21 protein-coding genes and 1 pseudogene are annotated in these 22,274 nt (G+C 71.8%); 9 read left to right on the top strand and 13 right to left on the bottom strand.

Going from position 1 to position 22,274, the window contains the following annotated elements; all coding sequences use genetic code 11:
* Window positions 1-49: 49 nt before the first annotated feature.
* From LH62_RS10435 to LH62_RS10405, 7 genes and pseudogenes are all read right to left on the bottom strand, one after another.
* The gene (locus LH62_RS10435) at window positions 50-868 is read right to left on the bottom strand and encodes an ABC transporter ATP-binding protein (RefSeq protein ID WP_052214106.1); all 819 of its coding nucleotides are present in this window, start codon (window positions 866-868) and stop codon (window positions 50-52) included.
* A 20-nt stretch (window positions 869-888) separates the two neighbouring features.
* Window positions 889-1,677 carry an ABC transporter permease gene (locus LH62_RS10430; RefSeq protein ID WP_043361107.1) on the bottom strand — a complete coding sequence of 263 codons (789 nt, stop codon included), beginning with the start codon at window positions 1,675-1,677 and terminating at the stop codon, window positions 889-891.
* Window positions 1,677-2,753: an alanine racemase gene (gene alr / locus LH62_RS10425; protein WP_043361106.1), complete on the bottom strand. Its 1,077-nt coding sequence runs from the start codon at window positions 2,751-2,753 to the stop codon at window positions 1,677-1,679. Before alr ends, LH62_RS10430 begins: the two co-directional genes overlap by 1 nt.
* Window positions 2,740-4,266, bottom strand: coding sequence for a replicative DNA helicase (locus LH62_RS10420; RefSeq protein ID WP_043361104.1), 1,527 nt, complete (start codon window positions 4,264-4,266; stop codon window positions 2,740-2,742). Before LH62_RS10420 ends, alr begins: the two co-directional genes overlap by 14 nt.
* Window positions 4,267-4,370: 104 nt before the next feature.
* Window positions 4,371-4,931 carry a family 16 glycosylhydrolase gene (locus LH62_RS10415; protein WP_043361103.1) on the bottom strand — a complete coding sequence of 187 codons (561 nt, stop codon included), beginning with the start codon at window positions 4,929-4,931 and terminating at the stop codon, window positions 4,371-4,373.
* Between the two features lie 197 nt (window positions 4,932-5,128).
* Window positions 5,129-5,795: pseudogene (locus LH62_RS10410) on the bottom strand (class I SAM-dependent methyltransferase); the annotation flags it as partial.
* Window positions 5,796-5,931: 136 nt separating this feature from the next.
* Complete coding sequence (locus LH62_RS10405; RefSeq protein ID WP_043361101.1) at window positions 5,932-7,065, bottom strand: MFS transporter; 1,134 nt, start codon at window positions 7,063-7,065, stop codon at window positions 5,932-5,934.
* 120 nt (window positions 7,066-7,185) lie between these two features.
* Between LH62_RS10405 and LH62_RS10400 the strand changes: the two genes are divergently transcribed.
* From LH62_RS10400 to LH62_RS10380, 5 genes are all read left to right on the top strand, one after another.
* Window positions 7,186-10,131, top strand: a complete 2,946-nt coding sequence (locus tag LH62_RS10400) for a helicase-related protein (protein WP_144404436.1) — start codon at window positions 7,186-7,188, stop codon at window positions 10,129-10,131.
* A 3-nt stretch (window positions 10,132-10,134) separates the two neighbouring features.
* A complete protein-coding gene (locus LH62_RS10395) occupies window positions 10,135-10,437 on the top strand; it encodes an RNA-binding S4 domain-containing protein (RefSeq protein ID WP_043361097.1) in 303 nt (100 codons plus the stop codon).
* 177 nt (window positions 10,438-10,614) lie between these two features.
* On the top strand, window positions 10,615-10,947 hold the full coding sequence (gene fdxA, locus LH62_RS10390) for a ferredoxin FdxA (protein WP_043361096.1): 333 nt from the start codon (window positions 10,615-10,617) through the stop codon (window positions 10,945-10,947).
* 273 nt (window positions 10,948-11,220) lie between these two features.
* Window positions 11,221-12,030 (top strand): CarD family transcriptional regulator, encoded by an 810-nt coding sequence (locus LH62_RS10385; protein WP_082012468.1) that lies wholly within the window; start codon window positions 11,221-11,223, stop codon window positions 12,028-12,030.
* Window positions 12,030-12,971 carry a ketopantoate reductase family protein gene (locus tag LH62_RS10380; protein WP_043361094.1) on the top strand — a complete coding sequence of 314 codons (942 nt, stop codon included), beginning with the start codon at window positions 12,030-12,032 and terminating at the stop codon, window positions 12,969-12,971. Before LH62_RS10385 ends, LH62_RS10380 begins: the two co-directional genes overlap by 1 nt.
* Here the strand turns inward: LH62_RS10380 and LH62_RS10375 are convergent.
* The 4 genes from LH62_RS10375 to LH62_RS10360 form a co-directional block, all read right to left on the bottom strand.
* Window positions 12,951-14,147, bottom strand: a complete 1,197-nt coding sequence (locus LH62_RS10375) for an MFS transporter (protein WP_052214103.1) — start codon at window positions 14,145-14,147, stop codon at window positions 12,951-12,953. The genes LH62_RS10380 and LH62_RS10375 overlap by 21 nt on opposite strands.
* 43 nt (window positions 14,148-14,190) lie before the next feature.
* The gene (locus LH62_RS10370) at window positions 14,191-14,880 is read right to left on the bottom strand and encodes a DJ-1/PfpI family protein (protein WP_043361092.1); all 690 of its coding nucleotides are present in this window, start codon (window positions 14,878-14,880) and stop codon (window positions 14,191-14,193) included.
* 73 nt (window positions 14,881-14,953) lie between these two features.
* Complete coding sequence (locus LH62_RS10365) at window positions 14,954-15,517, bottom strand: TIGR04282 family arsenosugar biosynthesis glycosyltransferase (RefSeq protein WP_043361090.1); 564 nt, start codon at window positions 15,515-15,517, stop codon at window positions 14,954-14,956.
* A complete protein-coding gene (locus LH62_RS10360) occupies window positions 15,514-16,179 on the bottom strand; it encodes a TIGR04283 family arsenosugar biosynthesis glycosyltransferase (protein ID WP_236552524.1) in 666 nt (221 codons plus the stop codon). Before LH62_RS10360 ends, LH62_RS10365 begins: the two co-directional genes overlap by 4 nt.
* An 83-nt stretch (window positions 16,180-16,262) precedes the next feature.
* Here LH62_RS10360 and LH62_RS10355 point away from each other — a divergent pair, with 83 nt between their 5' ends.
* A complete protein-coding gene (locus tag LH62_RS10355; RefSeq protein WP_043361088.1) occupies window positions 16,263-17,381 on the top strand; it encodes a PA0069 family radical SAM protein in 1,119 nt (372 codons plus the stop codon).
* A 42-nt stretch (window positions 17,382-17,423) separates the two neighbouring features.
* Here the strand turns inward: LH62_RS10355 and LH62_RS10350 are convergent, their stop codons facing one another.
* Entirely contained in the window at window positions 17,424-17,810 is a 387-nt protein-coding gene (locus LH62_RS10350; protein ID WP_043361085.1) for a cupin domain-containing protein, read from the bottom strand.
* A gap of 88 nt (window positions 17,811-17,898) precedes the next feature.
* Between LH62_RS10350 and LH62_RS10345 the strand changes: the two genes are divergently transcribed.
* The 3 genes from LH62_RS10345 (at window position 17,899) to LH62_RS10335 (ending at window position 20,082) form a co-directional block, all read left to right on the top strand.
* Window positions 17,899-18,294 carry a cupin domain-containing protein gene (locus LH62_RS10345; RefSeq protein ID WP_043361081.1) on the top strand — a complete coding sequence of 132 codons (396 nt, stop codon included), beginning with the start codon at window positions 17,899-17,901 and terminating at the stop codon, window positions 18,292-18,294.
* 7 nt (window positions 18,295-18,301) lie between these two features.
* Window positions 18,302-18,910, top strand: coding sequence for a ribonuclease HII (locus LH62_RS10340; protein ID WP_043365512.1), 609 nt, complete (start codon window positions 18,302-18,304; stop codon window positions 18,908-18,910).
* Between the two features lie 143 nt (window positions 18,911-19,053).
* Window positions 19,054-20,082, top strand: a complete 1,029-nt coding sequence (locus LH62_RS10335; protein WP_082012829.1) for a site-specific DNA-methyltransferase — start codon at window positions 19,054-19,056, stop codon at window positions 20,080-20,082.
* Window positions 20,083-20,095: 13 nt separating this feature from the next.
* Here the strand turns inward: LH62_RS10335 and LH62_RS10330 are convergent, their stop codons facing one another.
* Window positions 20,096-22,177, bottom strand: coding sequence for a methyl-accepting chemotaxis protein (locus LH62_RS10330; RefSeq protein WP_052214100.1), 2,082 nt, complete (start codon window positions 22,175-22,177; stop codon window positions 20,096-20,098).
* Window positions 22,178-22,274 lie beyond the last annotated feature (97 nt).

Raw genomic sequence — 22,274 nt, 5'->3', positions numbered from 1 at the left:
CCCGTGTGGGAGGAGTGAACGCCTGCGGCTGAGGCCGTGTCCAGGGCGCTTACCGGCGCAGCTCCATCTGGATCGGGCCCTCGCGCTCGCCATTGGCGAACTGGTCGACCATCGCATTGCCGCTATGACCGAGATTGCCGGCCGGGCCGGTCCAGACGATGCGGCCCTTGTGGATCATCGCGGCCGTCTCGCCGATGCGCCGCGCGCTGGCCATGTCGTGGGTGATGGAGACCGCCGTCGCGCCGAGGCGCTTCACGCAGTCGACGATCAGCCCGTCGATGACGGCGCCCATGATCGGGTCGAGCCCCGTGGTCGGCTCGTCGAAGAAGATGATGTCCGGCTGCGCGGCGATGGCCCGCGCCAGCGCCACGCGCTTCTGCATGCCGCCCGAGAGCTCCGCCGGCGAGAGGTCGCCGACCGTCTCGGCCAGCCCCACCTGGGCCAGAACCTCCACCGCCCGGTCGCGCGCCTTGGCGCGGGTGATGCGGTTCTGCGCCAGCAGCTTGAAGCAGACGTTTTCCCAGACCGGCAGGCTGTCGAAGAGCGCGCCGTTCTGGAACAGCATGCCGATGCGGTCGCCAAGCGCCTCGCGCTCCCGCCGCGGCAGCCGCAGCACGTCGACGCCGTCGATCTCGATCACGCCCTCGTCCGGCGTGATCAGCCCGAGGATGCATTTGATGGTCACCGACTTGCCGGAGCCGGAGCCGCCGAGGATGACGACCCCCTGCCCCGCCGCCACGTCGAGATCGACGCCGTCCAGCACGCGCTTCGGCCCGAAGGCCTTCCTCACGCCGCGCATGCGGATTTTCGGAGTGCTGGTCAGGGCGGACCGGTTCAGGCCCGCGGTGCCCGGCCCCGCCTGCGCCATGCGGTCATCGGATCCGTTGCTCATTGCGCGAAGAAGATCTCGGTCAGCACGTAGTCCAGCGCCAGAATGAGGATGGAGGAGGCAACCACCGCCGCCGTCGTCGCCCCGCCCACGCCCTGCGCGCCGCCCTTGCTGCGGTAGCCGCACCAGGTCCCCATCAGCGCGATGATGAAGCCGAAGGCGGCCGCCTTGACGAGCCCCGAGATCACGTCCCCGGTCTGGAGGAAGTCGAAGGTCGATTTCAGGTAGGCGGCCGAGACGAAGCCGAGCTTCAGCGTGCCGATCAGCCAGCCGCCCATCACCCCAAGCACGTCGGCGACGAGCACCAGCAACGGCAGTGCCAGCGTCGCCGCCAGCAGCCGCGGCGCCACCAGGTATTTCATCGGATTGGTCGAGAGCGTGGTCAGCGCGTCGATCTGGTCGGTGACGCGCATGGTGCCGATCTCGGCGGCGAAGCTGGCGCCGATGCGCCCGGCGACCATCAGCGCCGCCAGCACCGGCCCGAGTTCGCGCACCAGCGAGATGACGACGACGCTGGCGATGGCGCTCTGCGCGTTGAAGCGGGCGAAGCCGGTATAGCTTTGCAGGGCGAGGACCATGCCGGTGAAGACCGCGGTCAGCGCCACGACCGGCAGCGAGAACCAGGCAACCTCGAGGAAGGCCCGCCAGAACAACCGCCCGTAGAAGGGCGGCCGCACCAGATGGCTCACCCCTTCGAGTGCGAAGAGGGCGACATCGCCGACCGCCCGGCAAGCGCCGAGCGTCGCGCGGCCAATGGCCGCCAGCGGATCGAGCAGGATAGCCGCCATCAGGCGCCGGTATAGTCACGGCGGTAGCGGGCGCCGAGCGAGGTCAGGATCTCGTAGCCGATGGTGCCGGCCGCCGCCGCCAGGTCATCTGGCGTCTGGCCAGGGCCGATCAGCCCGATCCGGTCGCCCGGCGCAGGCAGCGGCACATCCGTCACATCGAAGGTAATCAGATCCATGGACACCCGGCCAACCAGGGGCACGGACCGGCCGGCAAGGATGCCGGTGGCCCGCCCTGAGAGGGCGCGAAGGTAGCCATCCGCATAGCCGGCGGCAACCGTGGCAATCCGCGAGGGGCGCGACGCCACCCAGCTCGCCCCATAACCCACCGCCGCCCCGGCCGGAATCTCCCGCACCTGCAGGATCGGCGCCTCCAGCCTGGCGGCCTGCCGCATCGGGTTGGGCCGCCCCGGGGTCGGGTTGATGCCGTAGAGGGCGCAGCCCGGCCGGCCGAGGTCGCTGGCGAAATCCGGCCCGAGGAAGAGCCCGGAGGAGTTGGCGAAGCTCCGCGGCACCGCCGGCAGCCGCGCGCAGGCTGCCCCGAAGCGCCGGGCCTGCTCCGCGTTCAGCCGATGCGCCGGCGCATCGGCGCAGGCCAGATGCGTCATCACATACAGGAGGTCGAGGCCGGCCAGCAGCCCGTGATCCTCCGCCACCCGCTCCAGCTCCCCGGCATCGAGGCCGAGCCGCGCCATCCCCGTATCGACATGCAGAAGGGCGGGCAGCGCCCGCCCGGCCTGCCGCGCGGCCGCCGTCCAGGCCGCGACATCCGGCAGCCCGTTCAGCACCGGCACCAGCCCCTCGGCGCCCGCGATCCCGGGCGGGAAGCCGTTCAGCACGGCGACCATCGGCCCCGGCCCGACCGCCTCCCGCACCGCCACGCCCTCGGACAGGTGGGCGACGAAGAAATGCCGGCACCCGGCGGCGAGCAGCGCGCGGGCCACCGGCACGGCGCCGAGGCCGTAGCCATCCGCCTTCACCGCCGCGCCGACAGCCCCTGGCGCCGCCGCGGCAAGCTGCCGCCAATTCGCCGCCACTGCGCCGAGGTCGATGACGAGGACGCCCTCAGTGCCCGTCATGGCCGATATGCGCCTGGTCCAGGTCGCCGAAGCGGGTGAACTCCGCCTCGAAGAAGAGCGGAATGGTACCGGTCGGGCCGTGGCGCTGCTTGGCGATGATGAGGTCGGCGCGGTTGTGGACGCGCTCCATCTCCTGCTGCCACTTCGCGGTGGCCTCGCCGAAGTCGTCCGCCTTCTCGAAGCCGACATCCTTCGGCTGGCGCTGCTGCAGGTAGTATTCGTCGCGGTAGACGAACATGACCATGTCGGCGTCCTGCTCGATCGAGCCGGATTCGCGGAGGTCGGAGAGCTGCGGCCGCTTGTCCTCGCGCTGCTCGACGGCGCGGGAAAGCTGGGACAGCGCCATCACCGGGACGGACAACTCCTTGGCGATGGCCTTGAGCCCTTGAGTGATCATGGAGATCTCCAGCACCCGGCTCTCGGGCCGCGTGCCCGCCGCGGGGCGCATCAGCTGGAGGTAGTCGACGACGATGAACTCGAGCCCCCGCGTCCGCTTCAGCCGGCGGCAGCGGGTGCGGAGCGCCGAGATGGTGATGGCCGGCGTGTCGTCGATGACCAGCGGCAGGGTGGCCAGCTCGCGGCTCACCTCGACGAAGCGGTCGAAGTCGCGCTGGGAGATGTCGCCGCGGCGGATCTTGTCGCCCGAGATGCGCGAGGCCTCCGACAGCAGGCGAGTCGCCAGCTGATCGGCGCTCATTTCCAGCGAGAAGATGGCGACGGTGCCGCGCGGCTGGACGTCGGGGCCCTTCTCCCGTGCTTCCCGCACCAGGGCCTGGGCGGCGCCGAAGGCGACCTTGGTGGCGAGCGCCGTCTTGCCCATGCCCGGCCGCCCGGCGAGGATCAGCAAATCCGAGCCATGCAGACCGCCGGTCTTCGAGTCGAGGTCGCGCAGGCCGGAGGACAGGCCGGAGACGCCGCCGGGCGTCGAGAAGGCCCGCTCGGCGGCCAGCACCGCGTCCGTCAGCGCCCGCTCGAAGGTGACGAATCCGCCCTCGGAGCCGCCATCCTTGGCAAGGTCGAAGAGGCGCTGCTCGGCCGCCTCGAGCTGCGCCTTGGCATCGAGCTCCGCCTCGGCGCCATAGGCGCGGTTCACCACTTCCTCGCCCACATCCACCAGCTGGCGGCGCAGCCAGGCGTCGTGGATCATCCGGCCGTATTCGCCGGCGTTGATGATCCCGATCATGGCCGAAAGGAGCTGGGCGAGGTAGGCCGGGCCGCCGACCTCGTCGAGCAGGCCGGAATGCTCGAATTCCGGCCTGAGGGTCACGACATCGGCGAGCTGGCCCGCCTCGATCCGCCGCTGGATGGCGCGGAAGATGCGGCCATGGACCGCATCGGCGAAATGCTCCGGAGCGAGGAATTCGGAAACCCGTTCATAGGCCTTGTTGTTGGCCAGCAGGGCGCCGAGCAGCGCTTGTTCCGCCTGGAGGTTGGAGGGCGGCAGCCTCTGCGAGAGGCCCAGCATGCCGCCATCGAGGCCGGCGAATGGGGCGGACGGGTCCATGGTGTTCATGACGCCAGTCTAGCCCAGTCAGCCGCCTGTGGATCATGGGGATGGCTGTGGATAACGGGGGCAACCTCGGCGATTGCCCCCAGCGTGGCTTCCCGGTTGCCTGCTCAGCCGATCCAGGTGTCGGTGTAGCTGACCTCGTAGACCGTGAGCGAGGTGTTGGGGTTGTTGTTCAGCATGCCGAAGACGGCATCCACGCCACCATGCTCGAAGTCCTTGCCGACATTCTTGGTGATGGTGCCATAGGTATGGCCATCGACCTTGAAGACGAGCTTGTTCGGCGTCCAGTCGAGCGAGTACTTGTGCGGCTTGCTCTCGTCGAGGCCGTCATAGGTCACGGTGCGGTAGCCGTCGCCGCCGGTGGCGGTCTTGTGGTGCGCGGTGCCGTAGGCCCGGCCGTTGTGGATCTCGGCGAGGTCCATCTCGGTGCCCGGCCACTTGTCGTTGCCCGGCCAGAGCATGACGGCGGAGCCCGCCTGGTTGCCCTTCAGCGCCGCGACGACCTCGTAATGCCCGTAGCCGTTGCCGGCGCTCGCGCCCGTCGGCCACTGCATTATGCCCGCATTGCCGGTGAGCGTGACCTGTCCGGCAACGCTGGTATCGATCTTGCCCCAGGCATGATTGAGCTTGCCGACGCCATTGGAAAAGGTTTCGTAAAAGTTAGCCAAAACTCCGACCCTCCGTCACTTCAATGAGACAATTCAAACGAGTCCGTGAACACGAAAAGGTGTTACGGCGTATTTCACTGGAAGGTCAACCAAAACAATGCTGCTGACACGGCAAGTCATTGTTGATCGGGATCATTGTGCAACCCGTGCTCATTCGCAACGGCAGGACGGGGCTTCCCCGTCTGGTCTTGCCTGGATCAGGCGGAAACCCGCCCTCCGGCCGCTGCGCGCTCGCCATCGACCATGTAGTCCCGCGTCAGCGGTACAGTCCCCCACGCTCGGCGAGAGCTGTAGCTGCCAGTTCATGTAGTCCGAGCGGCGGAAGGCCAGCTCCGCCCCGCCAAGTAGAACTCGAACATCCAGTAGAAGCGCTCGTCATGGGGCGAAAGGATCGCGTCCCGACTCGCCGCGAAGCGCCGCCGCCAATGCCGGATCGTCTCGGCATAGTGCAGCCGCAGGATTTCGATATCCGTCATCCAAAGGCCGGAGCGCTCGACCGCCGGCAGCACGGGGGAATAGCCGCCGGGGAAGATGTACTTCGCCAGCCAGGGGTTGGTCGCCCCGGCCCGCTCGACCGTCCGATGGCATGGACCAGCGCCACCCCGTCCGGCTTCAGCACCTGCTTCACGCTGCGGAAGAATCCGTGGAAATGATCGATCCCCACATGCTCGAACATGCCGACGAAGACCACCCGGTCGACCGGTCGGCCAAGGAATCCCGGCAGCCTCCGGTAGTCCAGAAGCTCGAACCGCACCCGGTCCGCCAACCCAGCCTCTTGGGCCCGCTGCCACGCGACGCCGAGTTGCTCCTCGCTCAGCGTGATGCTGGTGACGCGCGCCCCCAATCCCGCGCCAGCGTCAGCGCCCACGGTGAGGGTGCCGCTCTCGATGACGTGGTCGAGGATGGTGTGCACCAGCATGGAATGCCGCACTCCGTCGTAAGCCGGACCACTGGGCAGTCTGTCCCCCGCCCGCGATCGCCGTCCAACGGCGGCGGCGGTTCAGCCCGGCCGCCGCCGCAGCACGGCGCGCAGCCGCATCGCCACGGGCAGGGCGATGGCGCAGAGGCCGGCCATGGCCCAGAATCCGCCGCCTCCGAAGGTGGCGTAGAGCGGCCCGCACAGGTAGGTGAGCACTCCCATCGCCAGCCCGGTGCCGAGCGAGGCATGCAGCGTCTGCGCCGTCGCCGCCTGCCCGGGCGGCAGGCCGCCCAGCACCCGCATGGCGCCGAGATGCATCGCCCCGAAGGTCAGCGCATGCAGCAGCTGCACCGCAACCAGCGCCGGCAGCCAGCTCGTGTACGCCGTTACGCTCCAGCGCAGCACCCCAGCGGAGGCCGCCAGCAAGGCCATCCCGCCGGGCCCCAGCCGCTCCACCAGCCGCCTCCCCCAGAGGAAGAGCAGCACCTCCACCACCACACCTTCGCCCCAGAGCAGGCCGATGATGCCGGAGGAAAGCCCCGCCGCCTGCCAGTGCAGCGTGGCGAAGCCGTAGTAGAGTGCGTGGCTTCCCTGGATCAGCGCCGAGAGCGGCAGCAGCCAGCGGAAGGCCGGGTCGCGGAAGGGCGCCGCGAAGCCGCTGCGCCCGGCGCCTGCCGCCTCCAGCCGCGGCAGCCCCCGCGCCGCCAGCGTCGTCAGCAGGTAGCAGAGCGAGGCGATCCAGATCACCGCCTCTGCCCCCACCGCCTGCACGGCGAAGCCCGCTAGCACCGCCGCCGCGATGTAGCTGGCCGACCCCGCCGACCTGGCCCGCCCATAGTCGAAGCCCATCCGCCGCGCCGCCCCGAGGCAGAGCGCATCCGAGAGCGGCACCACCGGCGCGCTCACCAGCGCATGCAGCATGGCGACGGCGACGAGGGCCCCGAAGCCCGGCGCCCAGGCGAAGCCCGTGACCATGCAGGCGGCGAGCCCCGCCGCCAGGACGAGGATGCTCTGCGCATCGCCGAGGCCGTCCGCCCCCCGCCCCACCGCCGGTGCCGCCAGCAGCCGCACGGCCGAGGCCAGCGCCAGCACGGCGGCGATCTGCCCGGGCGTCAGCCCATGCCCGGCCAGCACCGCGGGCAGGAAGGGCTGCAACGCACCCACGGTTGCGAATTGCGCGGCATAGAGCAGCGCGAACCGCAGCGGTGCGCTCATGGGAGGCGGTGAATCGGCAGGGAAGACAGCACGGTGCGGAGTAGCCCGGCCTTGCATGAGGTTGCAATCCGCCGCCATCCGGCCCATGCATTGCGCCGCATGTCGGATACCCATCCCCCAATGTTCGAAGCCAGGGTCCGTGCGGTGCTTGGCCCGACCAACACCGGCAAGACGCATCTGGCGATCACCCGCCTGCTGGCGCACAGCAGCGGCATCATCGGCTTCCCGCTGCGCCTGCTGGCGCGCGAGAATTATGACCGCATGGTCGCCGCCAAGGGGGAGCGATACGTCGCGCTCATCACCGGCGAGGAGAAGATCGTCCCGCCCGAGGCGAAATGGTTCGCCTGCACGGTGGAGGCGATGCCGCTCGACCGCCGTGTGGAGTTCCTCGCCGTCGACGAGATCCAGCTCTGCGCCGACCCGGACCGCGGGCATGTCTTCACCGACCGGCTGCTGAACGCCCGCGGCATGGTCGAGACCATGTTCCTCGGCGCCGAAACCATCCGCCCGCTGCTCCAGCGGCTGATTCCGCAGGCCGAGATCGAGACGCGCCCGCGCCTTTCCCAGCTCACCCATGCCGGCCCGCAGAAGCTGACCCGCCTGCCGCCGCGCAGCGCCGTCGTCGCCTTCTCCGCCGGCGAGGTTTATGCAATCGCGGAGGCCATCCGCCGCCGCCGCGGCGGCTGCGCCGTGGTCATGGGCCGGCTCTCGCCCCGCACCCGCAACGCCCAGGTGGCGCTCTACCAGAACCGTGAGGTCGATTTCCTGGTGGCGACGGATGCCATCGGCATGGGCCTCAACATGGATGTGGACCATGTGGCCTTCGCTTCCCTGCAGAAATTCGACGGCCACAAGCCGCGCCAGCTCACCGCGCAGGAGGCCGCGCAGATTGCGGGCCGCGCCGGCCGCGGCATGCGCGACGGCACCTTCGGCGTGACCGGCGACTGCCCGCCCCTGCCGGACGAGATCGTCCACAAGATCGAGACCCATAATTTCGAGCCGCTGCAGACGCTGGCCTGGCGCAACAGCGACCTCGACTTCACCAGCATCGATGCCCTGCTCGACAGCCTCGCCGCCCCGGCGCCGCAGCCCGGCCTCGCCAAGGGCAACGACGCGACGGACCACATCACCCTCTCCATGCTGGCGCGGGAGGACGAGGTGCGGGCGCTGGCCACCAGCCGCGCCCGGGTGCGGCTGCTCTGGGAAGCCTGCCAGATCCCCGACTTCCGCAAGCTTTCCGACGACAGCCACGCGGCGCTGTGCAGCCGCGTCTTCCGCCACCTGGCCGAGGACGGCGTGCTGCCCGACGAGTGGGCGCTCGGCCAGATCGCCCAGTGCAGCAGCATCGAGGGCGACCTCGACACGCTGATGGCCCGCCTCGCCAGCATCCGCGTCTGGTCCTATGTCGCCGCCCGCGCCGACTGGCTGAAGGATGCCGCGACCATCCAGGCCGAGGCGCGCAAGGCGGAGGATGCCGTTTCCGACGCGCTGCACGAGCGCCTCACCGCCCGCTTCGTCGACCGCCGCGCCGCCCATCTGATCCGCCGCCTCGACGACACCGAGGAGGAGCTGCTCTCCGCCGTCACCCGCAGCGGCGAAGTGGTGGTCGAGGGCCATCCGGTCGGCAAGGTCGAGGGCTTCCTCTTCCACCCCGAGGCCGAGGCGGAGACGGAGGAGCAGCGCAAGCTCATCCTCCGCGCCGCCCGCCGCGCCCTGAAGGAGGAGATGCCGCGCCGCGTCGCCGCCCTCGAAGTGGCGAAGGACGACGCCTTCGCCCTCACGCCGGCCCACCGCATCACCTGGAACAACGGCGCCGGCATCGCCGAGGTCGCCCGCCTCCGCCCCGGCTCAGAGCCTTCGAAGCCGCTGGTCGAGCCGCTGCCGAGCGAGTTCCTCGACGGCGCCCAGCGCGAGCGCGTCCGCGCCCGCCTCGCCAAATTCGTGGAAGGCCTGGTCGCCAAGGAGCTCGGCATCCTGGCGACGATCGAGACCAAGGCCGAGGCGGAGGGCGCGCTGCGCGGCCCGGCCTTCCTGCTGCGCGAGCAGCTGGGCCTCGCCCTCGGCGGCACCGAGGGGAACATCAATCCGGACCTGCGGCAGAAGCTGAAGGCGATCGGCGTCCGCGCCGGCCGCTTCGCCCTCTTCGTGCCGGAGGCGCTGAAGCCGCGCGCCATGGCGCTGCGCGCCCAGCTCTGGGCCATGTCGCGCAACATCGACACGCCGGGCCTGCCGGCGCCGGGCCTCGTCGCCTTGCAGAAGCCGGAGCCGGGGATGGCGACGCCACCGCTCTGGGCCGACTGGCCGCAGGGCTTCGCGGCGACCATCGGCTGGATCGAGGCGGGGCCGGTGCTGCTTCGCCTCGACGTGGCCGAGCGCATCGCCGCCGAGCTCGGCTACCTGACGCGCCGCGCCCCTACCCCGCCGCCGCCCGACCTCGCCAGCCGGCTCGGGGTGAAGGCGGATACGCTCGGCGTGACGCTGACCGCGCTCGGCTTCCGCCTGATGGAGCCGCAGGCGCTGGAGGAGGGGCAGTACGGCCCGCCGACGCCGCTCCGCATCGCCCAGCCGCGGCCGCAGCACCATGCCCGCGGCGGCGACCGCCGGCCCCAGCCCCAGGGCCAGCCCCATCATCAGGGCCAACGCGACCGCCGCCCGCCGCAACAGGCCCGGCCGCAGCCGTCCGCCCTGCCGGAGGGGATGTTCGGCCCGCCGGTGCCGGCCGAGCTGCTGCGCGGCCCGCGGCCGCAGCATCACGGCAAGCCGCATCACCACCAGGGTCGGCCGCCGCATCAGGGCAAGGGCCCGCCGCAGCATCGCGGGCCACGGCCCGAGGGCAGGCCCGAGGGGCGACCAGAGGGACGGTCCGAGGGCAGGCCCGAGGGGCGGCCGCAATACCGTCAGGAAGGGCGCGGCGAGGGCCGGCCCGACCAGCAGCGCGACCAGCAGCGGCCGCGTCACGACGGCCCGCCGCGTGGCCCGCGCCCATCGCAGCCGCCGCGCAAGCCCGAGCCGCGGATCAACCCCGACTCGCCCTTCGCCATCCTGGCGCAGCTCAAGCTGCGTTAGGCCGTGGCGGAGGCTGAGGACCAGGACTGGCAGCGGCTCGACAAATGGCTCTGGTGCGCGCGGGTGGCGAAGTCCCGCGCCGCCTGCGCCCGCATCGTCGAGACCGGGGGCGTCCGGGTGAACCGCCAGCCGACTGACAAGCCGCATTACAAGCTCCGCCCGGGCGACGTGCTGACCTTCGCCCTCGGCAGCGCCGAGCGCGGCGTGGTGCGGATCTGGCGCGTGCTGGCGCTGGGCGACCGGCGCGGGCCGGCGAGCGAGGCGCGGCTGCTCTTCGAAGACATGTCAGGCGACTCTTCGGCCTGACGGCTTGCCAGCCGGGCCGTGCCGGTCCATGTCTCCGCCTCGCCGCATGGACTGCGCCAGGGCGTGCTCCGCGATCACTGGATCGCCGAGCAAACCCCGGCTTAATGTTGTGTCGCATGATTCACGCCTCCGGCCGTTCCAGCCTCTGGCGATCATGCTCTTGGGGACCGATCCGCCGTGACTTATGTCGTCATCGAAAATTGCATCAAGTGCAAGTTCATGGACTGCGTGGAGGTTTGCCCGGTCGACTGCTTCTATGTCGGCGAGAACATGCTGGTCATCCATCCTGATGAGTGCATCGACTGCGGCGTCTGCGAGCCGGAGTGCCCGGCCGAGGCCATCGTCCCCGACAGCGACGACCGCGCCGCCCCCTATGCCGAGCTGAACCGCAGCTATGCCGCGGAGTGGCCGAACATCACCCGCAAGGGCGAGCCGCCGGCCGATGCCGACGAGTGGAAGGACAAGCCCGGCAAGCGGGAGCTGTTCAGCGCCAATCCCGGCAAGCCCTGAGGGCTGGCGCGTCTCACGATTGCGACGGCGCTCTCTGGCTGGACACCTGGGTGACATCCCAGGGAAATAATGCTATGCTTTCGGGATGATGGCGAAACCGTCCCGGTTCGTCCGAGCCTCGCAGGTGCCCAGGATGGCCCTGTCCGCAGCGCTTCGGCCCGGCCGATGAATCGGGCGGTCCGTAGCCGATGACAAGTCCTTGCGATAGCCCCATCTGTGCGCCCTTCTCCGGCGCCGCGAGGCGTCGCCGGTGACGCAGGAGAGTTACCCGGAATGAAGCAACCCGCCCGCGCCAAGCCATCGGCCCCGAAGGCCGAGACGGGCCGTCCCTCGGGCTCCGCGGCGCGTCAGGACGAGACGAAGCCCGCCCGCGCGGTCGCCGCCTCGGTGGCCAAGTCGCCCGCCAAGCATGCCTCCGACAAGCCCGCCCCCGGCAAGCCCGAAACCGAGGCCCCGCAGGGCACGGCCGAGGCCCAGGCCGCCGCCCCGTTGCCCCCGCCCCTGCCGACCTATTCGAGCGGGGCGCCGCCCAGCGGCCCGGTGCCGATGCGCCGCGACACCCACCCCTCCATCCCACCCCGGCAGCCCTCGAAGCCCGTGGAATTCAAGGCCGGCGACCATGTCGTCTACCCGACCCACGGGGTCGGCACCGTCCAGGGCATCGAGGCGATGTCGGCCGCCGGGCTGACGCTCCAGGTCATCGTCGTCACCTTCGACGAGAACCGGATGACGCTGCGCGTGCCGGTCAACAAGGCTGCCTCCTCCGGCCTCCGCAAGCTGGCCGCGCCGGACTCGATGCAGGAGGCGCTGGACACGCTCAAGGGCCGCGCGCGCATCAAGCGCACCATGTGGTCCCGCCGCGCCCAGGAATACGAGGCGAAGATCAATAGCGGCGATCCGGTGGCCATCGCCGAGGTGGTGCGCGATCTGCACCGCAACGCCGGCCAGCCGGACCAGTCCTTCTCGGAGCGGCAGATCTACGAGCAGGCGATGGACCGCTTGGCCGCCGAGCTGGCCGCCATCGACCGCACCGACAAGGCGGCGGCGACGACCAAACTGCTGGACCATCTGAAGGCCGGCTGATGCGCATCCTCTGCCTCGGCGCCGGCGCCCTCGGCGGCTATTTCGGTGGCCGCCTGGCCCAGGCCGGGGCGGATGTCACCTTCCTCGTCCGCCCCGCCCGCCAGGCGCGGCTGGCGGCGGAGGGCCTCGTCATCGAGAGCCCCTTCGGCAATGCCCGCCTGCCCGTCCGCACGGTGACATCGGCCGAGCCCGCCTTCGACCTCGTCCTGCTCACCTGCAAGGCCTATGACCTCGATGCCGCCATCGAGGCCATTCGCCCCGCCATGGGCCCGGCGACGGCGGTGCTGCCCGTGCTCAACGGCCTTTCCCACATCGCCCGCCTGCAACGGGAATTCGGCGAAGGCCGGGTCCTCGGCGGCCTCGCCAAGATCCAGGCGACGCTGACCCCGGGCGGCGTGGTGAAGCAGCTCAGCGACTGGCGCTGGCTCACCTTCGGCGAGCTGGACGGCAGCGCCTCCGAGCGGACGCGGGCGCTGGCCGCGCTCGCCGCGCCGGCCGAGGGGATGGTCGCCGAGGCAGTGCCCGACATCATGGCGCGCATGTGGGAAAAGCTGGTCCATCTCGGGACCACCGCGCTCGGCACCGTGCTAATGCGCGCCAATACCGGCGAGATCGCCCGCGCGCCGGGCGGCGCGGCGCTGATGCATCGCGTGCTGGAGCGCAATGCGGCCATCGCTGAGGCCAATGGCTTCCCCGTGCGGCCGGGCTTCATCGACGACTTCCGCCGCCTCTTCGCCGATCCGACCGGGGCCTATGCGGCCTCCATGCTGCGCGACCTCGAAGCCGGCGGGCGGATCGAGGCGGACCACATCCTCGGCTTCCTGCTGGAGGCGGCGCAGGCGGCCGGCATTCCGCACGAGCTGCACGAGGCGGCCTACATCCACGCCAAGGCCTTCGAGCAGCGCCGCGACGCCGGCCGTCTACCGGCGCGCCAGGCGTAGCCCCAGCGCCAGGATCGCCACCGCCGCAACCGCCAGGGCCGGCGCCACGCCGGCCCCTGCCATCGCCAGCCCCATCACCACCGGCCCCAGCGACTGTCCGGCGAAGAAGTGGAAGGCGTGCAGCGCGACCGCCGAGCCCCGCGCCTCCGGCGCCAGCTCCGTCACCCGCGTCTGGATGCTGTTGTGGATCATGTAGAAGCCCGTCCCCAGCGCCAGCCCCGCGGCGATGAAGGCCGCCACCGCCGGCGCCAGGGCGAAGCCGACCAGCGCCAGCGCCGCCAGCCCCGCCCCCAGCATCACCATCCGCCTTTGGCCGAGCCGCACCAGCAGCGGCCTCGCCACCATCGCATAGACGACGCCGCCCAGGCCGAAGGCGGCGACGGTCATCCCTGCTTCGGCCGTCGCCCCGAGCGAGCCGCCGAGCCCCCGCCCCTCCAGCATCGGCGCGAAATAGGGGAAGGTGCCGAAGACCAGCACCCCCTCGATCGCCACCGCGGCGTAGAGTAGCCGCGCCTGCGGCAGCGCCAGGATTCCCCTGTACCGCCGGATCGCCCGCGCCGCGTCGAAGCGCGCCCGCGGCTCCGGCACCCGGCTGAGCGGGATGGTCAGCATCACCAACGCCGCCGCCGCCGCCAGCCCGGCGCAGAGCAGCATCACCCCGCGCCAGCCGATCACCTCGCCCAGCGCGCCGGCCACAGCCCCGCCGGCGATCTGCCCGACGATCGAGAAGACCAGCAGCCGGCTCAGCGCCACCTGCCGCCCCTCGATCGGCACCGCATCGCCGACCGCGGCGAGCGTCAACGGCATGATCCCGCCCGCCGCCGCCCCGGCCAGAGCGCGCAGCGCCAGCAGCACGCCGAGGCTCGGCGCCAGCGGCGCCAGCAGGCAGAACAGGGTCAGGCAGCAGAGCCCCACCTGGATGATCCGCCGCTTCCCCACCGCATCCCCGACCGGGCCCAGGATCGGCTGGATCAGCGCGAAGGGCAGCGCATAGGCCGAGGCGAGCAGCGCCGCCTCCCGCACCGGCGCCCCGAACTCGCTGGCAAGCGTCGTGACGAAGGGGTCGAGCACCCGCCCGCCGAAGGCCCCGGCGAAGCAGGAAATGCCGAGCAGCAGGATCAGCCGCCGCACATCGGTTCTGGGCTCGGCGGCGGGCGGGATCTGATCGAAGGCCATTCGCCCAAGTGTGCGCTGCACCGCAGCATCGGGCAACAGCTTGTCAGGCGGTGAGGCGCGCCGCCACCCGCTGCACCAGCGCCTCGCGCTCCGCCCGCATCCCTGCCCCGCGGGTCCGCGCCGCTTCCAGCACCGAGGCTGGCGCCGTCTCCGGCCGCCCGGCGTTGAACGGCGGTGCCGGCGCATATTCGATCTGCAGCTGGATCGCCTGCGCCGCCTCCGGCCCGGCGATCTCGGCGGCGATGGTCAGCGCGAAGTCCACCCCCGCCGTCACGCCGCCGCCGGTGACGAGGTTGCCGTCCTGCACCACCCGCGCCTCCACCGGCACGGCGCCGAAGGCGGCAAGGAAGTCATGGCTTGCCCAATGCGTCGTCGCCCGGCGGCCGCGCAGCAGCCCCGCCGCCCCCAGCACCAACGCCCCGGTGCAGACCGAGGTGAGGTAGCGGAGTCCCGGCGCCTGTGCCCGCAGGAAGCCGAGCACCGCATCGTCCTCCATCAGCCCCGCCACCCCCGGTCCGCCGGGGACGCAGAGGATGTCGAGCTGCGGGCACTCCGCCATGGCGGTATCCGCCATCATCGTCAGCCCGGTATCGGCGCGGACCGGCCCCGCCTCCTTCCAGATCAGCCGGACCTCGGCGCCCGGCAGCCGGCTCATCACCTCGTAGGGCCCTGTGAAGTCGAGCTGCGTGAGCTTCGGGAACAACAGGAAGCCGATGGAAAGCGATGCGGTCATGGCTGATCCTCCCACCCGCATCCTGCCATGCTCCCGCTTCGGGAAAAGCCCTTCCTGCCGGGGCGCCTCGGGGTCACCGTCCCAGCTCCCGCAGATCGGCCGCATGGTCCACATCGCGCAGCCGGCGCAGCAGGGCCACCCGGTGGCGGGGGAAGTTGGCCAGCGTATCCGCCAGCGCATGCTCGGTGGACCAGCGCACCCGGGCGAAGGGATGCTCCGGCCGCCGCGGCCCGAAGCCGACCAGCCAGTAGCCGCCATCCTCCGAGGGGCCGAAGACGGCATGCGCCCGCCCCAGCGCCCGGAAGGCGGCGGCGATATCGGCCGGGCCGATCGCCGGAATGTCGCTGCCGATCAGCACCGCCCGCCGGTGCCGCCCGAGCGCGCGGGCCATCCGCTCCCCGAGATCGCCGCCGCCCTGGCGTTGCAGCGCCACCCCCGCCCGCCAGCGTGCCCGGTCCGGCGTCGCCGCCAGCAGGAAGCGCCAGCGCCGGTCATGCCCGAGCCGCCGGACCAGCCGCGCCACCTGGCCACGGTGGAAGCGAAGCGCCGCCAGGTCGCCCGCCTCCCGCGCCAGCCGCCGCTTCACGGTGCCGAGCCGCGGCGCGCGGGCGAACAGGATCAGCGCATCGCCCTTCATCCGTAGAGCCTTCGGATCGCCCCCGGCGGCACGCCGAGGAACCAGAGAGAGAGGCAGAGCAGGTTGCGGGCCGAGCGGCGCCGCCACCCCTCCCGCCGCCAGCGCGCCGCCGAGGTCAGCGCCTCGGCCGCCATCGGCGCCAGCCGCCGCCGCCCGAGCCGCCGCACCAGGTCCACATCCTCCATCAGCGGGATCGGCCGGAAGCCGCCGACCTGCCCGTAGAGCGCCCGGTGGATCAGCAGCCCCTGGTCGCCATAGGGCAGGGCGAGCACCCGGCAACGCCAGGCGACCCCCCGCTCCAGCCGCCGCGCCTCGGGCGAGGGATCGTCGAGGGCGAAGCGGAAGTAATGCGCCCGCGCCGGGTCCTGCATCGCCGCCCCCACCGCCTCGCTCCAGCCGGGGCCGGGCCTGGTATCGGCGTGGAGGAAGAGCATCCACGCCCCGGTGGCTGCCGCCGCCCCGGCCGCGAGCTGCCCTCCCCGCCCGCGCGGCGCGGCGATCACCCGAGCTCCGGCCGCCCGTGCAATCGCGGCCGTCCCGTCTGTGCTGCCGCCATCCACCACCACCGCCGGCAGCCCGGCGCAGGCCGACAGCACCGCGCCGAGGCTGGCCGCCGCGTTCAGTGCCGGGATGATGACGGTCAGGCTTTGTTCCAAGAGCACTTTAACCAAGCGTTCCCACGATGTTCTTGACAGTTCCCTTTGGGCTTGGCAGTTTTCTGCAGAACAGAGAAGGAACGGTCGCCATGCCGGACGGATCGTCTGTTTCCGCCCTCCTGCCGGGCGCGCGCAAGGGCCGCGGCGCCCTCTCCAACCCGCCCGTCCGCTTCGAGAGCACGGCGCGGGAGGCCTTCGACGATGGCTGGGACAGCCTGGCCGACCTCGCGGAGCTGCCGCCGCTGCCGACCACGCTGCTGCGCGAGCGGTCGCGGAGTGCGCTGACCTACAACGACAGCCCCGATATCGGCTTCGACCGTTCCATCAACAGCTACCGCGGCTGCGAGCATGGCTGCGTCTACTGCTATGTCCGGCCGAGCCACGCCCATATCGGCTACTCCCCCGGCCTCGACTTCGAAACGCGGCTGCTCTTCAAGCCCGATCTGCCGGCGCTGCTCGAGAAGGAGCTGCGCCGCCCCGGCTATGTCCCGAAGCCGGTCGCGCTCGGCGCCAACACCGACCCCTACCAGCCGGTCGAGCGGACCCTGCTGCTGACCCGCCAGGTGCTGGAGGTGCTGGAGCGCTTTTCCCACCCCGTCACCATCGTCACCAAGTCGGCCGGCGTGCTGCGCGACCTCGACATCCTCGGGCGCATGGCGCAGCGCAACCTCGTCCATGTCTGCCTTTCGGTGACGACGCTCGACCCGGCCCTCGCCCGGCGGATGGAGCCGCGCGCCGCCGCGCCGTTGCGGCGCCTTCAGGCCATCCAGGCCCTGGCCCAGGCGGGCATCCCGGCCGGCGTGCTGGCCGCGCCGATGATCCCCGGCCTCAACGATGCGGAGCTGGAGCGCATTTTGTCCGAAAGCTGCAAGGCCGGCGCCACCCGCGCGGGCTATGTGCTGCTGCGCCTGCCGCTCGAGATCCGGGCGATGTTCGAGGATTGGGTGCGCAGCCACTTCCCCGACCGTGCCGCCCGCATCCTCGCCCTGATCCGCGAGACGCGGGCGGGGGCGATGTACGACAGCCGCTTCGGCACCCGTCAGACCGGCACCGGCCCCTATGCCGACATGCTGGCAAACCGCTTTCACCTGGCAGCGCGCAAGCTCGGCTTCGGCAATAGCCGCGTCGTCTCCCAGGCCCTGGACTGCAGCCAGTTCGCCCCGCCGCCGGAGACCCCCGCTCCGGCGCGGCAGTTGGAGCTGCTGTAGAGGGTGGCCGGGCCAGCTTCCCCCGGCCCGGCCACCCGCCCCCTACTCGTCGGCCGTGAAGAATTTCTGCCCGGCGGCGAAGACATTCGGCCTGAGGAAGATGCCGAGGATCAGCGCCCCCTCCGGCCCCGCCCAGGCGACATGGGTGTTGCCCTGTGGCCGCCAGACGAACTGGCCCGGCAGGCACTCGCCTTCCTCGTCGATGAAGCGGCCTTCGAGCACATAGGTCTGCTCGATCGCCGTGTGCTCGTGCAGCGGCACCTCGGCGCCCGGCTCGAGCTTCAGCAGCAGCGTGCACATGCCCGACGGGTCGCTGTAGAGCGTCTTGGAGCGGATGCCGGGGAAGGCGCTCTCCTCCCAGGGCATGCTGGCCGGGTCGAGGAAAACCGAGGGCGGCGAGGGCTCGGGCGCGAGCAGGCGTTGGCGCATGGGGACGCTCCCTTGTCGGCTGGTGGAAAGCCTATGCTCCCGGGTGGCCCTTCGCTAGCATCCGTGCGTCTGGGGAAGGAACGGACGGATGCGCTCTCGTAGGGGATTCATGGGCTGCGCCCTGTGCGCGGCGGTCGGGCTGGTGGCGACCAGGGCCGAGGCACAGACCGGTGGCGTCAGCCGCAAGATGCTCGGCACCATCGACTATCCGGGCGACGGCAAGGTCTCCATCCTCATGACGATCGAGATCGCGCCGGATGCCGTCATCGCCCGGCATACCCATCCGGGCGTCGAATCCTCGGTCGTCATGGAGGGCGAGGTGATGCTCGAGATCGAGGGCCAGCCGGCCCGCACCTACAAGGTGGGCGAGGGCTTCCAGGTGCCGCCCGGCGTGCCGCATGGCGGCAGGAACGGTCCGGCAGCTTCGAAGATCGCCGCCACCTTCATCGTCGAGAAGGACAAGCCCCTCGCCTTCCCGGCCTGATTTCACGCTGGAGGCGGCGGCGTGCGGCCGCGTCGCCGGCATCGACGAGGCCGGGCGCGGCCCGCTGGCCGGGCCGGTGCTGGCCGCCGCCGTGGTCTTCCCGCGCGGCGTGCCGCCGGCGCTGGCCGCGCTGCTCGACGACAGCAAGCGCCTCACCGCCGCCGCGCGCACGGCCGCCTTCGCGGCGCTGCGTGAGGCCGCGGCGCGCGGCGAGGCGGAGTGCGCCATCGGCGCCGCCTCCGCCGCCGAGATCGGCCGGCTGAACATCCTGCGCGCCACGCATCTGGCCATGGCCCGCGCGGTGGGCCGGCTCGCCGCCGCGCCCGACCTCGCCCTGGTTGACGGCAACCAGGCACCGCCGCTGCCCTGCCCGGTGCGTTGCGTCATCGGTGGCGACGGGCTCAGCGTCTCCATCGCCGCCGCCTCCATCCTCGCCAAGGTGGTGCGCGACCGTGCCATGGCCCGGCTCGACCCGCGCTGGCCGGCCTATGGCTTCGCCCGCCATGCCGGCTACCCGACGGAGCGCCATCGCGCCGCCCTCGCAGAGCATGGGCCCTCGCCGCATCACCGCCGGGGATTCGCGCCCGTCGACCAGGCGGCGCTTCGCTTCGGTTGACCCGGGGAGTCCGCCCGGCGATTGTGGTCGCTCGCCGATTCGGTGCGGGAAGGGTTGTGGGCCCAGTCTTGGGGGAGGCTATCTTGGGGACCGGGCTCGATCTTGCCCTCGACCAGATCCTGGTCGGGGATTGCATCGAACAGATGCAGATGCTGCCGCCAGCTTCAGTGCACGCGATTTTTGCCGATCCGCCCTACAACCTTCAGTTGAGAGGCGACCTGCGCCGGCCCGATGACAGCCTGGTCGATGGCGTCGATGACGAGTGGGACCGCTTCGCCGACCTCGCCACCTACGATGCCTTCACCCGCGCCTGGCTCAAGGAGGCGCGGCGCGTGCTGCGGAAGGATGGCACGATCTGGGTGATCGGCAGCTACCACAACATCTTCCGCCTCGGCGTCGCGCTGCAGGATCTCGGCTTCTGGGTGCTGAACGACGTCATCTGGCGCAAGGCGAACCCGATGCCCAACTTTCGCGGCCGGCGCTTCACCAATGCGCATGAGACGCTGATCTGGGCGGCGCGCGGCGAGGAAAGCCGATACCGCTTCAACTATGCCTCCATGAAGTCGCTCAACGAGGATGTGCAGATGCGGAGCGACTGGTTCATCCCGCTCTGCACCGGGCAGGAGCGGCTGCGGGACGAGAAGGGCGCCAAGCTCCACCCGACGCAGAAGCCGGAGGCGCTGCTGCACCGGGTCATCCTTTCCTGCACCAATCCGGGCGAGGTGATCCTCGACCCATTCCTCGGCACCGGGACAACGGCCGCCGTCGCCCGCCGCCTCGGCCGGCACTATGTCGGCATCGAGCGCGACGCCGGCTATGCCGCCGCCGCCCGCGCCCGGATCGGGGCCGTCGAGCCCCTGTCGGAAACCGCCGCCCTGACCATGGCCGGCAAGCGCGAGCAGCCGCGCATCCCCTTCGGCACGCTGGTGGAGCGCGGCCTGGTGCCGGCCGGCTCGCTGCTGGTGGACAGGACGCGGCGCTGGCAGGCGACGGTGACGGCGGACGGCGCCATCCGCTGCGGCCGGGCGCATGGCTCCATCCATCAGGTGGGGGCGGCGGTGCAGGAGGCGCCGAGCTGCAACGGCTGGGCCTTCTGGCATCTGGAGATGCCGGGCGGGCGGCTCCGGCTGCTCGACGAGATCAGGGCCGAGGTGCTCGGCCGGCAGGGCTGAGCCCCGCCGTCCTTCAGGCCGCCCGTACCGAGGCCAGGAAGCCGTCCACCGTCCGCCGCAGCTCCGCCGCCTGGCGGGTCAGGCCGCCCGAGGCCTGCCGCAGTTCCGCCGTCGCGCTGCCGGCGCGGTCCGCCCCGTCCAGCACGCCAAGCGTCTGGCGGCTGACCTCCTCGGTCCCGGCCGCCGCCTCGGCGACCGCGCGGCCGATCTCCTGCGTGGCCGCCGCCTGCTGCTCGGCCGCCGCCGCCACCTGACCGGCGATGCCGTTCAGCGCGTCGATGGTGCCGGCGATGCCGCGGATCGCCTCGACCGCCCGCGCGGTCTCCGCCTGCATGGCGGCGATCTGCGGGCCGATCGCCTCGGTTGCCTTCGCGGTCTGGGCCGCCAGCGCCTTCACCTCCCCGGCGACGACGGCGAAGCCCTTGCCGGCCTCCCCGGCCCGCGCCGCCTCGATCGTGGCGTTCAGCGCCAGCAGGTTGGTTTGCCCGGCGATGGAGCCGATCAGCCCCACCACCTCGCCGATCCGCTGCGCCGTGTCCGAAAGACCCGTCACCGCGGCATCGGTCGCCGCCGCATCTGCCGCGGCCCGCCCCGCTGCCCGGGCGTTGTCCGCCACCTGGCGCGCCACCTCGGCGATGCTGGCCGACAACTCCTCGGCCGAGGCAGCCACGGTCTGCACATTCGCCGCCGCGCTGCCGGCCGCGCCCGACATCGCCGCGGCCTGGCCGCGGGAGGTATCCGCCGCCGCGGCCAGGGCATCGGCCGTCGCCTCCAGCGGTGCCGCCGCGGCGCTGAAGCGCTCCAGCCCGACCGCCATCTCCGTCTCGAAGCGCCGCAGCGCGGCCTCGAGCTGCTCCGCCCGGGCAGCCTTCGCCGCCTGCTCGGCCGCCATCGCGGCGGCCAGCCGCGCCGCCTCGACCGCGCCGATGCGCAGCACCTCCACGGCCGTCGCCATGGCGCCGATCTCGTCACGCCGCGCCCGGTGGGGCACCGGCGTCTCGCAGGCGCCCGCGGCCAGGTGCTGCACCGTGCCGGTCAGGGCGACAACCGGCGCCACCACCTGCCGGGCCAGCAGCCAGGACAACCCGCCCAGCAGGGCCAGGAAGCCGAACAGCCCGGCCAGCGTCGTCAGGAACCAGGCCGTGGCCCTCTCGGCCGTCGCGGTCGCGCGCGCCACCGCTTCCTCCAGCGCCGCGTCGCGCACCAGCAGCAGGGTTTGCATGGAAGGGGTGGCGAAGGCGGTGAACTCCGCCTGCGTCATCGGATAGGTGCCGCCGGCCCGCCCTGCGGCGATCAGCGCCTGCATCTTCGCCGCCGCCTCCTCGAAATAAAGGCGCTGGACCGAGGCCGCGGCATTGGCCAGGCGCGACGGGCTGCCCGCCACGGCGATCATCTCCCGTATCGAGCGCCAGCTCGCCTCCAGCAGGGCGGAGGCGACCGCGATGGACTCCAGCTCGGCCTGGGTCAGGGCGCGTCCGGCGGTCATGGCGATGCTGATCGGCACCACACGGCGGCTGGCGGCGTCGCGCAGGTCCCAGCTGCTGCGGGCGATGCGCAGCAAGGCATCGAGCTCCGGCGCCGTCGCCGCGACGGCGCGGTGCGCGGCATCCATCGCCGCCCCGGCCCTGGCGATCATCGCGCTCATCTCCCGGCCCGGCCGGGCCTGGATCTCGGCGGAGCGCTGCGCCGCGGGACGCTGGATCTCGACCATCACGTCCCGGCGCAGGGCGGCGAGCTGAGCCGTGATCTCCTCGATCGGCGCCGCCTGCGCGAGCAGCCCGGGGTCCTGGCTGCCGCGCAGGGCCGCCTGAGCCCTGGACAGGGCCGCATCGGTTTCACGCTGGAGGGCTCCCAGCCGGGCGATCATGGCGGCGTCGGCGGCCTCCGCGCCGCTGACGCGGATGACGTAGTTGCCCCGCTCGATCACCAGCCGCTCGATCAGCCGCAGCGACGCCTCGGCCGCGGCAGCCTGGCCGACCGAGGCCCGCGCCGCCCCTCCCTGCTTCCACTCGCCGTAGGCGATGTTGCCGCCGACCGCGATGCCGACCAGGGCAATGACCGCCATGGCGCCGCCGAACAGGGTTCTGATTCGCATCACCGACGTCTCCGGAGTTCCCGCCGCAGCTTGCGCAGTCGACCGTGCAGAAAGCATGAATCCGCCGGGCCGCTTGACCGGCCCGGCCGGCGGCGGG

The organism is Belnapia sp. F-4-1, assembly GCF_000802185.1.
Lineage (GTDB): Bacteria > Pseudomonadota > Alphaproteobacteria > Acetobacterales > Acetobacteraceae > Belnapia.
Note: the sequence above shows the minus strand (reverse complement) of the source record. Positions and strands in the feature narration are given on the sequence as shown.

What these genes read in the sequence shown, in the direction of transcription:
- LH62_RS10350 (WP_043361085.1), bottom strand. Translation starts at nt 17,810, where the DNA reads ATGCGCCAACGCCTGCTCGCGCCCGAGCCCTCGCCGCCCTCGGTTTTC.
- LH62_RS10405 (WP_043361101.1), bottom strand. Translation starts at nt 7,065, where the DNA reads ATGAGCGCACCGCTGCGGTTCGCGCTGCTCTATGCCGCGCAATTCGCA.
- LH62_RS10345 (WP_043361081.1), top strand. Translation starts at nt 17,899, where the DNA reads ATGCGCTCTCGTAGGGGATTCATGGGCTGCGCCCTGTGCGCGGCGGTC.
- LH62_RS10330 (WP_052214100.1), bottom strand. Translation starts at nt 22,177, where the DNA reads ATGCGAATCAGAACCCTGTTCGGCGGCGCCATGGCGGTCATTGCCCTG.
- LH62_RS10435 (WP_052214106.1), bottom strand. Translation starts at nt 868, where the DNA reads ATGGCGCAGGCGGGGCCGGGCACCGCGGGCCTGAACCGGTCCGCCCTG.
- alr (WP_043361106.1), bottom strand. Translation starts at nt 2,753, where the DNA reads ATGACGGGCACTGAGGGCGTCCTCGTCATCGACCTCGGCGCAGTGGCG.
- LH62_RS10385 (WP_082012468.1), top strand. Translation starts at nt 11,221, where the DNA reads ATGAAGCAACCCGCCCGCGCCAAGCCATCGGCCCCGAAGGCCGAGACG.
- LH62_RS10355 (WP_043361088.1), top strand. Translation starts at nt 16,263, where the DNA reads ATGCCGGACGGATCGTCTGTTTCCGCCCTCCTGCCGGGCGCGCGCAAG.
- LH62_RS10430 (WP_043361107.1), bottom strand. Translation starts at nt 1,677, where the DNA reads ATGGCGGCTATCCTGCTCGATCCGCTGGCGGCCATTGGCCGCGCGACG.
- LH62_RS10380 (WP_043361094.1), top strand. Translation starts at nt 12,030, where the DNA reads ATGCGCATCCTCTGCCTCGGCGCCGGCGCCCTCGGCGGCTATTTCGGT.
- LH62_RS10420 (WP_043361104.1), bottom strand. Translation starts at nt 4,266, where the DNA reads ATGAACACCATGGACCCGTCCGCCCCATTCGCCGGCCTCGATGGCGGC.
- LH62_RS10365 (WP_043361090.1), bottom strand. Translation starts at nt 15,517, where the DNA reads ATGAAGGGCGATGCGCTGATCCTGTTCGCCCGCGCGCCGCGGCTCGGC.
- LH62_RS10370 (WP_043361092.1), bottom strand. Translation starts at nt 14,880, where the DNA reads ATGACCGCATCGCTTTCCATCGGCTTCCTGTTGTTCCCGAAGCTCACG.
- LH62_RS10335 (WP_082012829.1), top strand. Translation starts at nt 19,054, where the DNA reads ATGCAGATGCTGCCGCCAGCTTCAGTGCACGCGATTTTTGCCGATCCG.
- LH62_RS10375 (WP_052214103.1), bottom strand. Translation starts at nt 14,147, where the DNA reads ATGGCCTTCGATCAGATCCCGCCCGCCGCCGAGCCCAGAACCGATGTG.
- LH62_RS10400 (WP_144404436.1), top strand. Translation starts at nt 7,186, where the DNA reads ATGTTCGAAGCCAGGGTCCGTGCGGTGCTTGGCCCGACCAACACCGGC.